14 protein-coding genes and 1 pseudogene are annotated in these 12,966 nt (G+C 33.1%); 13 read left to right on the top strand and 2 right to left on the bottom strand.

Going from position 1 to position 12,966, the window contains the following annotated elements:
* The first annotated feature begins 3 nt into the window (after positions 1–3).
* From tatC to V7S50_RS18945, 3 genes are all read left to right on the top strand, one after another.
* Entirely contained in the window at positions 4–744 is a 741-nt protein-coding gene (gene tatC, locus V7S50_RS18955) for a twin-arginine translocase subunit TatC (RefSeq protein ID WP_063223311.1), read from the top strand.
* A gap of 341 nt (positions 745–1,085) precedes the next feature.
* Complete coding sequence (locus tag V7S50_RS18950; RefSeq protein WP_000629012.1) at positions 1,086–1,337, top strand: DUF2535 family protein; 252 nt, start codon at positions 1,086–1,088, stop codon at positions 1,335–1,337.
* Between the two features lie 152 nt (positions 1,338–1,489).
* Positions 1,490–2,332: a DegV family protein gene (locus tag V7S50_RS18945; protein ID WP_063223332.1), complete on the top strand. Its 843-nt coding sequence runs from the start codon at positions 1,490–1,492 to the stop codon at positions 2,330–2,332.
* 182 nt (positions 2,333–2,514) lie between these two features.
* Here V7S50_RS18945 and V7S50_RS18940 read toward each other — a convergent pair whose 3' ends face one another.
* Positions 2,515–3,489 (bottom strand): MBL fold metallo-hydrolase, encoded by a 975-nt coding sequence (locus tag V7S50_RS18940; protein ID WP_242251831.1) that lies wholly within the window; start codon positions 3,487–3,489, stop codon positions 2,515–2,517.
* Between the two features lie 335 nt (positions 3,490–3,824).
* Here V7S50_RS18940 and V7S50_RS18935 point away from each other — a divergent pair, with 335 nt between their 5' ends.
* Entirely contained in the window at positions 3,825–4,412 is a 588-nt protein-coding gene (locus tag V7S50_RS18935) for an SCO family protein (RefSeq protein WP_098556191.1), read from the top strand.
* 34 nt (positions 4,413–4,446) lie between these two features.
* On the opposite strand, the gene V7S50_RS18930 is transcribed toward V7S50_RS18935, so the two are convergent.
* Positions 4,447–4,911, bottom strand: a complete 465-nt coding sequence (locus V7S50_RS18930) for an Hsp20/alpha crystallin family protein (protein ID WP_001288083.1) — start codon at positions 4,909–4,911, stop codon at positions 4,447–4,449.
* Positions 4,912–5,128: 217 nt separating this feature from the next.
* Here V7S50_RS18930 and asnB point away from each other — a divergent pair, with 217 nt between their 5' ends.
* From asnB to V7S50_RS18885, 9 genes and pseudogenes are all read left to right on the top strand, one after another.
* On the top strand, positions 5,129–7,030 hold the full coding sequence (gene asnB / locus V7S50_RS18925; protein WP_063223314.1) for an asparagine synthase (glutamine-hydrolyzing): 1,902 nt from the start codon (positions 5,129–5,131) through the stop codon (positions 7,028–7,030).
* A 93-nt stretch (positions 7,031–7,123) separates the two neighbouring features.
* Positions 7,124–7,483, top strand: a complete 360-nt coding sequence (locus V7S50_RS18920) for a GNAT family N-acetyltransferase (RefSeq protein WP_063223315.1) — start codon at positions 7,124–7,126, stop codon at positions 7,481–7,483.
* 48 nt (positions 7,484–7,531) lie between these two features.
* Complete coding sequence (locus V7S50_RS18915; RefSeq protein ID WP_242251928.1) at positions 7,532–7,861, top strand: hypothetical protein; 330 nt, start codon at positions 7,532–7,534, stop codon at positions 7,859–7,861.
* A gap of 230 nt (positions 7,862–8,091) precedes the next feature.
* Positions 8,092–8,945 (top strand): annotated as a pseudogene (locus V7S50_RS18910) (phosphatase PAP2 family protein).
* A 135-nt stretch (positions 8,946–9,080) separates the two neighbouring features.
* Complete coding sequence (locus tag V7S50_RS18905) at positions 9,081–10,043, top strand: ABC transporter substrate-binding protein (protein ID WP_242251832.1); 963 nt, start codon at positions 9,081–9,083, stop codon at positions 10,041–10,043.
* Between the two features lie 131 nt (positions 10,044–10,174).
* Positions 10,175–11,050: a D-amino-acid transaminase gene (gene dat / locus V7S50_RS18900; RefSeq protein ID WP_242251833.1), complete on the top strand. Its 876-nt coding sequence runs from the start codon at positions 10,175–10,177 to the stop codon at positions 11,048–11,050.
* 98 nt (positions 11,051–11,148) lie between these two features.
* Positions 11,149–11,796 (top strand): nitroreductase family protein, encoded by a 648-nt coding sequence (locus V7S50_RS18895; RefSeq protein ID WP_242251834.1) that lies wholly within the window; start codon positions 11,149–11,151, stop codon positions 11,794–11,796.
* Positions 11,797–12,055: 259 nt separating this feature from the next.
* Positions 12,056–12,544, top strand: coding sequence for a hypothetical protein (locus V7S50_RS18890; protein WP_242251835.1), 489 nt, complete (start codon positions 12,056–12,058; stop codon positions 12,542–12,544).
* A 66-nt stretch (positions 12,545–12,610) separates the two neighbouring features.
* A complete protein-coding gene (locus V7S50_RS18885; RefSeq protein WP_242251837.1) occupies positions 12,611–12,865 on the top strand; it encodes a hypothetical protein in 255 nt (84 codons plus the stop codon).
* Positions 12,866–12,966: the final 101 nt, after the last annotated feature.

Genomic DNA, 12,966 nt, shown 5'->3' with positions numbered 1-12,966 from the left:
GAGATGGAAGATCAAGAAATGAGCGTAGTAGAACACATTGTTGAGCTTCGTAAACGAGTAATATATACAGTCTTATCATTTGTACTATTTTTAATTATTGGATTTACTTTTACGAAGGATATATATTTTTGGCTCGTAAAAGACTTGCCGATGAAGTTAACAGTTCTGGGACCGAGTGATGTATTGTGGATTTTTTTCTCGATTGCTACAGTATTTGCTATCGTTTGTACAATTCCTTTTGCTGCTATACAAATTTGGTTATTTGTAAAACCGGGTTTACATCCAAATGAACAAAAGATGACATTGATGTATATACCAGTATTGTCCATATTATTTATTGCTGGTTTATGTTTTGGATATTTCGTTGTAATGCCGTTTTTATTTCATTTTTTAACTACGATAGGTAACGAAATGTTTAATACGATGTTTACGACAGAAAAGTATTTTCATTTTGTTCTTAATTTAACAGTTCCATTTGCTGTAATTTTTGAATTACCTGTAGTTGTAATGTTTTTAACAAGTATTGGATTGTTGACGGCGGAATTTCTCATAAAAATAAGAAGGTATGCATACGTAGCATTGATTATCATTGCATCGTGTATATCACCTCCTGATTTTTTATCACACAGTTTAGTAGCTGTCCCACTTATTTGTATTTATGAAATTAGTATCGCTCTATCAAAGATTGTTACTAAGCGCAAAAAGAAAAGAGAAGAAATTCAGTCGAAAAGTGCCTCGTTATAAAGGCACTTTTTTTATTTATTTGTTATACTCTAGCTATAAACGTATACAATATATAGAAGAAAAAAATTATAGAATCTCCAAAATTTAGACAAACTTTGCGCTTTTATAAGTTTATACTGAATGTATTAAGTAATTTACGGATAATGAGATTCCTGTCTTAACGGATATTTAGGATGGGGGATGGATTAGGTGGAGATGAATAGAGGATAAATCTTCAAACTATAAGGATTAAAGGGACTGTCTAAGGATACTGTTGTATTCATAGGAGTCTCCACTTTAAACACGTGTTACAGCGTAAAGTAGAGAAAGTTCAAAATCCAATGAAAAAGAGGATTGATATTGTGATTACGAAAAGTTTTTATTTCACTCATTCAACAGGGGATTGTATTAAAATATTTGAAATCCCTGTCCTACAGGCGCAGCATCCATTATCGTTTCTAATTCAGTCTCGTCTTCAATTATTTATTGCAAAAATTCAAAAACAAAAGCACCCAAGATTTTCGTATTCTTTCCGTGAATATTTACAAAATTGTTTGAAGTGGAATGATTATTTAAATGTATATAAAACAAATACTCTTGAAAAAAATGCATGATATAGAGTAGAGACAGGGTTAGAAACTCTGTCTTTTTCGATTTAGATATAAAAATATAATTAATTTGATGAAATTTCGTTCCAAATTGTTGAAAGCAATGGGAATACTAGTATAATAACAGGGAGAGCGTATTGGAAAGGGAAGAATATAATATGCAAAAAATTAAAATTGTAACAGATTCAACGGCAGATTTATCACAAGAGGTAATTGATAAGTATGACATTCATGTTCTACCATTATCAATCTCTGTAAATGGACAAACATATTTAGATCGCGTAGATCTACAACCGGATGAATTTATTGAAGAAATGCTTAAATCAGAGGAACTACCAAAAACATCACAACCAGCAATGGGTACATTTGTAGAAATGTATGACAAGCTAGGTGAAGATGGAAGTGAAGTACTTTCCATTCATATGACAAGTGGAATGAGTGGTACTGTGGCAACTGCAAATAGTGCTGCATCAATGACTGATACAAAAGTAACAGTTGTTGATTCGCAATTTATTACACATGCTTTAGCATATCAAGTAATTGAAGCTGCGAAAATGGCAAATGAAGGACGCTCACTAGAAGAAATTTTAAAACGTGTAGATGAAGTGAGAAAGAATACTCGTTTATATGTAGTAGTAAATACATTGGAGAACTTAGTGAAGGGTGGGCGTATCGGTAAAGGAAAAGCATTTATCGGTTCACTGCTTAATATAAAGCCAATTGCTAGCCTTGAAGATGGTGTTTATAACCCTGTAACGAAAGTGCGTAGCCAAGGCCAAATTGTAAAAACGTTAGCTAAGTTATTTGAGGAAGATACAGCTGGAAAAGTTGTAAAAGCTGTAGCAATTCCACATGCGAAAGCAATTCCTTTAGCTGAAAGTGTAAAAGAGGCGGTTGAAAAAGTGAGTGGGTTTGCTCAATCAGAAATTTTCTATACAACGCCTATTATTAGTACTCATACAGGTCCGGGTGCAATCGGATTTATGTATTTAGCAGAGTAATAAAAAAGCTACTTGAAAATATATTTCAAGTAGCTTTTTTATGTAAATAGAAAGTAAGAAATAAGTAGGGCTATACAGGCACTACCGCTAATGATATAGCGTGTCTGTAAATATTTATTCATAGAAAGCACCCTTTATAATTTTCTATATTATATGTTAGTTATAGAAAATAAGTAGCTCAGTTATACATGTAACGTTTCAATTTTTTCATTCACTTGCGTATCATTTGTTACGCTATTATAAGTGAAAGTTTGACCTAAGAAGAGTACATGCAGTTGCTCCCACGGTAACATACGCAAATTCCAATTATTTCGAAGTCTAGTTATTGCTTCGCGGGGTGTTTCATCGGCGAGTGCAAAAGCTCCGTAATGCATTGGAATAAAATGCGTAGCGTTTAAATCTAAATAAGCTTGCACTGCCTCTTCAGGTGAAACATGAGATACTTTCATAAACCATTCTGGTTCATAAGCACCAATTGGCATAAGAGCAATATCAATGGAAAAGCGTTTACCAATTTCTTTGAAACCTTGGAAATAGCCACTGTCTCCACAAAAATAAATGGTTTCCTCCATATTGTCATTCTTAATAATCCAGCCACCCCAGTGAGAAGTATTCATATCAAATAATGATCTTCTCGTCCAGTGTTGAGCAGGGACGAAGTGAAAGGAAACGTCATCAATAGTCGTACTTTCCCACCATTTATACTCTTCTACATTGTTGAATTTTTTACGAGTAAATAATTTTTTTAGCCCAATGGGTACTAAGTATAATACGTCATCGTTAAGTTGGCGAAGTGTTGAAAAATCTAAATGATCATAATGACCATGTGAAAGAAGGACAATATCAATTTTAGGTAGTTCTTTTATAGAAAGTCCAGGTTCTGTAAGTCTTGGAACTAGCTTTAATTTATTGGCCCATACTGGATCCGTTAATATATTAAGTCCATTCGTTTGGATAAGGAAAGTGGAATGCCCAATCCATGTGACAGTCGTTTTTTCAACATTACTTTGCAAAAATGCACTTTGTTTAACGGGTGATTGTTCTACTAAGAAAGAAAAATCTTTTTTGTTTTGCTTTCGTTCTTTACGCCAGCGTAAAAAAGAGCGAATTGATTTTTTTGTGCTAACATTATCCATATTTTCATAGCGCTTTGCCATGAACATCACCTCATTTAAAATCGTTGTAATTGTATTGTACCGAAATGTTGTTAAGGAATACAGTGTATAACATGGATGAATGTTTAAGTAATTGTAAAAAAATAGGGGTAGGTATTTACAAAAGCACCAATAAAATTAGTTTTGCAACTTCTATGTAGAGAAATAATAGTGAAAAAATATATTTTGTCTAGTAATTCGCTTGAAATAAAGAAGTAACATACGTAAATTCGTACGATTTCGTGAACAAATGTAGTAAACAATTTTCTCGTAGTGTTAACTTTTGTTATGATAAACATAACCTATTTAAATTTAGGATAGAGAAAAGAGGTTTATAAATGAAGCGTTATCAAAAAGTAATTGGTCTTATGGTTGTATTTTGTCTCTTTGTACTTGCTGGATGTAGTGGATCAGGTTCAAAGCTTCGTAAACCATTGAATTGGGATTTAGAAACTTTCCAATTTACAAATCAAGATGGAAAGCCATTTGGCACAAAAGATTTAAAAGGGAAAGTTTGGGTTGCAGATTTTATGTTCACAAACTGTCAAACAGTTTGTCCGCCAATGACTGCTAATATGGCAAAACTGCAAAAGATGGCAAAAGAAGAGAAATTAGACGTTCAGTTTGTTTCGTTTAGTGTAGATCCAGACCTTGATAAGCCGGAGAATTTGAAGGCTTTCATTCAAAAGTTTACAGAGGATACTAGTAACTGGAATTTATTAACGGGCTATTCGTTAGAAGATATTACAAAGTTTTCAAAAGATAATTTCCAATCACTTGTAGATAAACCTGAAAATGGTCAAGTGATACATGGTACGTCATTTTATTTAATTGATCAAAACGGAAAAGTAATGAAAAAGTATAGTGGCATTAGTAATACGCCGTACGAAGACATTATACGTGATATGAAGCGATTAGTGGATTAAAAAGAAGGGTGCAAAGCACCCTTCTTTTTTTACCTTAGTCTATGGATAAAATATCATGTTGCTGTGGAAGTTTTGGTGCTCGAATTTCTAATACGCCATTTTGATACGAAGCTTTCGCTGCTTTTTTATTAATGGAGTACGGTAATTTAATCAATCTTGATGCTTCTGAAATGGAGCGTTCCCGGCGATAATAGTTATGAGATGTTTCTTCTTCAGCTTCTTCTAGTATCTCTTCTTTTACAGAGACTTTTAAGTATTCACTTTGTATTTCAATTTGAATTTGTTCTTTTTGTATACCTGGTAGTTCAGCTGTAACAACGAGTTCTTCACCAACTTCATATAAATCTACAGGGAATGTTAATAAACGGTTTCCTTTTTGGAAAAAATGATTTAAATCAGCGATTACATTACGAAGTGGTGTTTGCTCGAAGAAATCATCAATTTGCTTTAAATAATTGCGAACCGGTGGGCGAGAAGAGTCTTTTTTTTCTTCACTCATGGTATTCCCTCCTAGAAATCAATTTGCAATATCATATGACAAAAGCGGAGAAAGGTGAGTGCCTAGTTTTCATGTTTTCATAAAAAATTGTTAAAAATGTGAAATGGAGTGATTTTTTTATAGTTTTTGGTCGCCATATTCAGTTGATTATGCTAGTATAAATAGGGTTGATATAGTAGTATAGAGACAGAATGAAAACTGAAAGAGGGTAAGAAGTATGTGTGGTTTTGTAGGATGTTTATGTGAAAACCCTAGAGAGTTTTCAGAAGCAGAAAAACATCAATTTGAAAATATGAACACGATGATTTTCCACCGCGGTCCAGATGACGAAGGATATTTTCGTGATGAACATGTACAATTTGGCTTCCGCCGTTTAAGTATCATTGACTTAGAGGCAGGACATCAGCCGCTAACTTATGAAAATGATCGATATGTAATTATTTTTAATGGTGAAATTTACAACTATGTAGAATTACGTGAAATGTTACTTGAAAAAGGTGCAACGTTTGCAACGCAATCTGATACAGAAGTTATCATTGCATTGTATGCACATATGAAAGAAAAATGTGTAGACTATCTTCGTGGTATGTTTGCATTTATGATTTGGGATCGTGAAGAGAAGAAACTTTTCGGTGCACGTGATCACTTCGGTATTAAACCTTTATACATCGCACAACAGGGTGATACTACATTCTTCGCATCTGAGAAGAAAAGTATTATGCATGTGATGGAAGATAAAGGCGTTAATCCAACGTCACTGCAACATTACTTTACGTACCAATATGGTCCAGAGCCAGAAACATTAACAATTGATGTTAACAAAATCGAGCCTGGTCATTATTTCGTAAAAGAAATCGGTAAAGAGATGGAAATCCATCGCTACTGGAAACCTTATTTCAATGCTTCAAGTGCAACGAAAGAGGAGCATATCCAAGCGATTCGTGATGTGCTATATGATTCTGTAAAAGTGCATATGCGTAGTGATGTACCAGTAGGTTCATTCTTATCTGGTGGTATCGATTCATCTATTATCGCTTCTATTGCAAGAGAAATGAATCCGAACCTATTGACATTCTCTGTTGGTTTTGAGCAACGTGGTTTCAGTGAAGTTGATGTTGCGAAAGAAACTGCTGAGAAATTAGGCGTTAAAAACCATAACGTATTCATTTCAGCGAAAGAGTTTATGGATGAGTTCCCAAAAATCATTTGGCATATGGATGATCCTTTAGCAGATCCAGCAGCTGTACCATTGTACTTCGTTGCAAAAGAAGCACGTAAGCATGTAACAGTTGTTCTTTCGGGTGAAGGTGCAGACGAGCTATTTGGTGGATATAACATTTATCGTGAGCCAAACTCACTAAAAATGTTCTCTTACATTCCTAGCCCAGGAAAGAGCGTCCTAAAAGCATTAAGTGGTGCTCTGAAAGAAGGCTTTAAAGGAAAGAGCTTCCTAGAGCGTGGATGTACGCCAATTGAAGAGCGTTACTATGGAAACGCGAAAATCTTCCGTGAAGAAGAGAAAGCGGAATTAATGAAGTATTACAATGAAAGTGTTAACTATATGGATATCACGAAACCATTGTATAACGAAATTAAAGATTATGATGATGTAAGCAAAATGCAGTACATTGACATGTTCACATGGTTACGCGGTGACATTTTATTAAAAGCTGATAAAATGACAATGGCAAACTCATTAGAACTTCGTGTACCGTTCTTAGATAAAGAAGTATTCGATGTTGCATCTAAAATTCCAACTGAATTAAAGATTGCTAACGGAACTACGAAAGCTATTTTACGTGAAGCAGCACGCGGAATCGTTCCAGATCACGTATTAGATCGTAAGAAACTTGGATTCCCAGTACCAATTCGTCACTGGTTAAAAGACGAAATGCATGATTGGGCTATCAATATTATAAACGAGAGTAAAACAGAGCATTTAATCGACAAACAGTATGTATTAAACTTACTGGAAGCACATTGTGCAGATAAAGGCGATTATAGCCGTAAAATTTGGACTGTACTTGCGTTTATGGTATGGCACCAAATTTATGTTGAGCATAAATACGATACGAATAAGTTCCACGAAGAAACGAAACGTGCGTATAGCTTAGTTTAATTAGAAAAACCTTAAGATCGCATATGGTCTTAAGGTTTTTTTCATAAATAGGACGCATTATTGATACAATAATAGTAAAAGGATGGACAACACATGATTACGTTTGAGAAAGTTACTGTAGAAAATGAAAGCGTTGTTAAAGAAATGTTTCGCTCACATAGTTTAAGTGAGAAAGAAGTACAGTATTGTGTGAAAGTCGATGATACATATATTGGTGTAATAGATTATCGTGTTCAAGAGGAGAGTGCGATTCTATCTCAGCTAATTATTCACTTTGATTATCAAAGTTACGGTTATGGAACAAATACGTATTTTACATTTGAAACGATGATGAAAGAAAGAAATGTGAAAGAGATAAAGGTATTACAAACGGAATTAACAGAACAAGCAAAATCTTTCATTGAGAGCTTTGGTTTTAATGAGGAAGATGGAATATATGTGAAGAAAATATAACGATGAGTACTTATGCAGGATAAATATAAGGCAGGTGGATGTATGACGATGACTTCTGGACTTGTATTAATTGGAGTGTGTTTTTTAGCGGCAGAGCTAAGCCATATGTTTATTCGAAAAAGAATGAATAAGAAGAGAAAGCCGTATGAATTACAATATGCGCCTGTGTTTTTCCTTTTATTTTGTATGCTTATTACATTACAAAACATAACGAACTTTCCGCCGCTTTTAAATATTTTTTTAAAGTTCGGTTTGCTGTATAGTACCACTGGAATAGCCCTTTTATTTCTTTTATTTTGCATGCGTTATATTCACTATCAATCGTATATATTTATTTTAAATTGGTTAAAGAAAAATGATAGAAACCGCCTTACATAAGGCGGTTTTTTTATTTGTAATTGTAATGGCTTTGTATATAAAGCTCAAAATTTCATTAAAATTTATAAAAATGATTAGAGGATATAACATATTATCTGTTTTTAGTATGTGGTACTATGTATTCTTAATCTGTAACGTAAATGGGTGTATAAATTTGAAATGTTAATCAACTAGTTTATATTAAGTGCTGACAAATAGTAAAAGGATTTTTTTTGGAGGTATCGTTTTTTATGTATAATATTGATATGTTATTTCTTGAATGGATGACCAGTCTGGAAGAAAGTGTACTTACAACATTTTTTAAACTTATATCCAGTATTGCAAATGAAACGTTGTATTTAGTTGTAATTTCGATTTTATATTGGTGCGTTTCTAAAAGAAAAGCATTTCATATGATTGTTATGCTTTGTTTCTCTGGATATATAGGGATAATGGCAAAAGAATTTATGAAAATCCCAAGACCGTATACATATGACGGAATTCAAGCTTTATATGAAAAATCAGTCGCAAGTTATTCTTTTCCAAGTACGCACGTCCAGTTAGCGACAACATTTTGGGGCTCATTCATGATTTTATGTAAAAAGAGAATCATTTGGATCATTGGAATTATTTTTATTATATTTATTGCTACTTCTCGTCTATATTTACGTGTACATTGGCTCAGTGATATAATAGGTGCCGTTTTAATTAGTGTCATAGTTGTTTATTTATATACGAAAGTAACAGTGGAATTAAGTGATAGGAAATTTATATTGTTACAACGAATTGTATTGGTAGTTTCACTTATTATGTATTTTTTGACGGACCAAATAGATAATTTTAAATTGCTAGGAGTTTTGACAGGTTCTACAATTGGTATCATGCTAGAAAATCATTTTATTAAAATGAATGAAACTAATAATTTAAAAATACAAGTGTCAAAAACAGTATTGGGTCTTAGTATCTTGTTAATGGTACAGCTCCTATTAAAAAAGTAATACCTGATATGTATTATTTACGTTATGTATTGACTGGAATGACAATTACTTTCTTATGTCCACTTATTTTTCACATGTTACGGTTAAATAATATGAGCAGTAAATAAGTGCAAAATATTTTGAATAAAAATGAGGTCTAAATTATATATTGAAAAAGTTTTCTGATATATCTATTGACAATGTATGAGATATACATTACTCTTTAAAAAGTAAATGATAATCAATTTCAACTAGGAGGACTTATGATACGCACTAAAAATATGCTTATATTTTGCATTATGCTACTAACAATCATAATCGCAGGGTGTAGTAAAGAAGAAAAGAAAGAAAATGATACATCAGCTAAAGCAAAAGATTCATATACGATAAAGCATGCAATGGGCGAAACGACAGTAAATGGTACGCCAAAAAGAGTTGTTGTTTTAACAAATGAGGGCGCTGAGGCACTTTTAACTGTTGGAGTAACACCAGTTGGAACGACAAAACCAAGAGCTGGCGATAAATGGTATCCTCATGTAGCGAAAGAGTTAAAAAATACGAAAGTAGTAGGAACTGAGCGTGACATTAATTTAGAAGCAGTAATGAAGCTTCAGCCGGATTTAATTATCGGAAATAAAATGCGTCACGAAAAAATATACGAGCAGTTAAAAGAAATCGCGCCAACAGTATATGCTGAAACATTACGCGGTGATTGGAAAGAAAACTTTACACTTTATACAAAAGCTGTAAATAAAGAAAAAGAAGGACAAAATGCTCTTAATGATTATAAAAAGCGTATTGCAGGAATAAAAGAACAATTAGGCGATAAAATTAATTCTAAAGTTTCAATTATTCGCTTCGTCCCTGGTGATGTTCGTATATATCAAAAAAATTCATTCTCAGGCGTTGTATTAAATGATATTGGATTTAAACGGCCACCATTACAAGATAAAGATGAATTTGCAATTAAAGGAATTACAAAAGAGCAAATTCCAAATATGGACGGGGACTATTTATTCTATTTCACATCGGATAAAGATGCGGATAAAAATAATGAAGGAAACACGTTAGCGAAAGAATGGACAGAAGATCCACTATTTAAGCAGTTACAGGCTTCTAAAGATAATAAAGTATTCCAAGTAGATGAAGTGATTTGGAATACAGCAGGTGGTATTGTAGCTGCAAACCTTATGTTAGATGATATTGAAAAATATTTTCTGAAGTAAATGAATAATCGAGTGCATCACTTTAAATGGGTGATGTACTTTTTTATTTATAAAAATACAGAAAATTCCTTCTTTTGAGTGTGGATAAGTTGTACAATTAAAACAATCATGGAATAAAGGAGTGGGAATAAATGAAAGCTACTCATAAAGATTGGATTTTGTTTAACGGGAGAATTGTAAATACGAAGGAAGAACAACCGATGATTCCATTAGAGGAGAGAGGCTTTCAATTTGGTGACGGTATATACGAGGTATTTAGACTATATGATGGGAAACCACATCTATTAGATTTACATTTGGAACGATTCTTTCATTCTATGGAAGAAATAAAATTAATTCCACCGTTTACGAAGGAAGAGTTGGTGGAAGAGTTACATCAAATGATTGAAAAAAATCAATTTCAAGAAGATGGGAATGTATATTTGCAAATATCAAGAGGGGCTCAACCACGTAATCATGTATATGAGTCAGACTTACAACCGACATATTTTGCAAATCTTGTTTCGTTTCCAAGACCAGTTGCTTCAATGGAAGCGGGAATCAAGGTAACAGTAGAAGAAGATATAAGATGGAAGTTTTGCCATATAAAATCATTAAATCTTCTTCCTAATATCATGATTAAAAATAAAATAAATGAACAAGGCTATCAAGAAGCGATATTAGTACGAGATGGAATTGTAACGGAAGGGTGTCATTCAAATTTCTTTATGGTGAAAAATAATAAATTGATTACACATCCGGCTGACAATTTCATTCTACACGGCATTACACGTCACTACGTTATTACATTAGCGAAAGAGTTACATATTGAAGTAGAAGAAAGAGAATTTTCACTTCAAGAAGTATATGAGGCCGATGAGTGCTTCTTCACAGCGACACCACTTGAAATATTCCCAGTCGTTCAAATTGGTGACGAGCAGTTCGGAAACGGCGAAAGAGGGCCAATTACAAAGAGACTCCAAGTTGCATATGAAGAAAGTATTAGTTTGTTTAAAGTTACGAACTAATATCATGAAAAAAAGCTGGTATTCCTCCAGCTTTTTTTCATGATATAATTCAAGCATAGGACAAGATTTGAAAACGCTGTAAAAAGGGGATTTAATGTATGAATTATGAAGATTTTAAAGAAGTAATTCACGGTAGACGAAGTGTTAGAAAGTTCACAGAACAAGAAATATCCGCTAGTGATATAAAAGAAATTATTGATTGTGCTCGTTATGCACCGAGTGATACGAACTCACAAACTTGGGAGTTCTTGGTCATTATGAATCGAGAAAAAATTAAAGAAATTGAACAAATGACATGGGATGCATTACATAAACTTGCGGCAAAAGCTGCAGAAAACGGAGAAGAGAAAGCAGGGAAATTACTTACACGTTCTTTCGGACCATATGCAACAGCTTTCTCGGAGGCACCAGTATTAATCGTATGTTTGGCAACGCCATATGAATCAAAGTTTCGTGAAAAGATATTTGATCCAATTGCTTTTGTTCCAAATTCAGTTTGGGAAGAAGAAGGAATTAAGAGTAGCTGTTTAGCGGCACAAAACTTAATGTTGGCTGCACATGCGAAGGGGCTTGGTACTTGCCCAATGACAGGACCTGTATTATTAGCTCAAGATGAACTACGACAATATTTACAAATTGAGTCTGAAAAACAAATAAATATGGTTATTTCACTCGGTTTTCCGAAGGATAAACCGAAGAAACTTCCAAGAAAAGAAGTAGATGAGATTACAACGTTTGTTTTTTAAAGCCTAAAATAAAAAGACATTGAATAAACAATGTCTTTTTATTTTGGACAGGTATGTAATTAATCTGTTAGGTTAAAATGATAGATAAGAGGGAATTACTATTTATTTCATAAAAAAAATTAATGTTCTATTAAGGAAAGTATGATACATTAATCGTGAGCAAGATTCTATTTGTTCATGAAAGTGTTAAAAGTAGTCTTAAAATTTAAAAGTTATTTTTGTATAATAAATTATAATGAAATGACAGGGGGGATGAATTTTGAAAAAATTCATAATCACTGGATTGTCTGTATTGTTATTAGTTGGTTGTGGTGCTCCAAAGGAAAAAGAGGGTACACAATCAAAGCCGGAAGAACAAGTTGTAAACGCAAGTAATGAGAATATAGTTGTATTTCCTGAAGGAGCAGTGCCAGTTGGAGAAGGAAAAGTGAAAGTTATTACTCCAGATGGTACTTCTGAGAATGGTAATATACCAACTGTATTCATTAAAAAGGATACTTTAATTCAACACGTTGAATTAGAGCTTTCTAATTTTCAAAATGATAAAGAAACATTCGTATTTGTAGATCAAGTATTTGCAGATAAGCATCAAGTAACTAGTACAACACAGACAACAGTACAATTAAAAGAAAAGACGCTTGAAACAGGTAGTCATACAATTACTGCAGTTCAGTATGAAAATAATGACCCGAAAGGAAAGGTTATTAGTTTTAATCAAGCAACATTTGAGACAAAACCTGCATCTTAATAAGTGTAAAAAGTACATTACTCCAAACAGTAGTGTGCTTTTTTGTTTGGATTAGAGTGTGCAATAGTGAATAACTTGTTTCGTTTTCAAATACGATTAAATAGGAAGAAATCACTTATTACTACTATGCCAGAGAAAGAGGTTGAAGATGTGAATCGGTGTATTCGTATCGTCTTGATTAGTATGGTGATGACAGTATTTTGGTTTACGATACAAGAGGTTATTCAAGTTACGCTCAATTATCAAATTCATGACTTATTAATAGGAGCTCTTTGTTTTACCATTGTGTATCTATTATATGATAAACTCGGACTAAGGTAATTTTCAGAAGAAAAATGTAGGTATTTCATTTGAAATGTCGAATAGTACATACGATGTCGTAATAACAAATTTTCTATTGTTTACTGTGAAACAGGAGAAGG

The organism is Bacillus sp. CCNWLW194 (genome assembly GCF_037120585.1).
In the GTDB taxonomy this organism is placed as follows: Bacteria; Bacillota; Bacilli; order Bacillales; family Bacillaceae_G; genus Bacillus_A; species Bacillus_A basilensis.
This window is presented reverse-complemented; position numbering and strand designations above follow the sequence as displayed.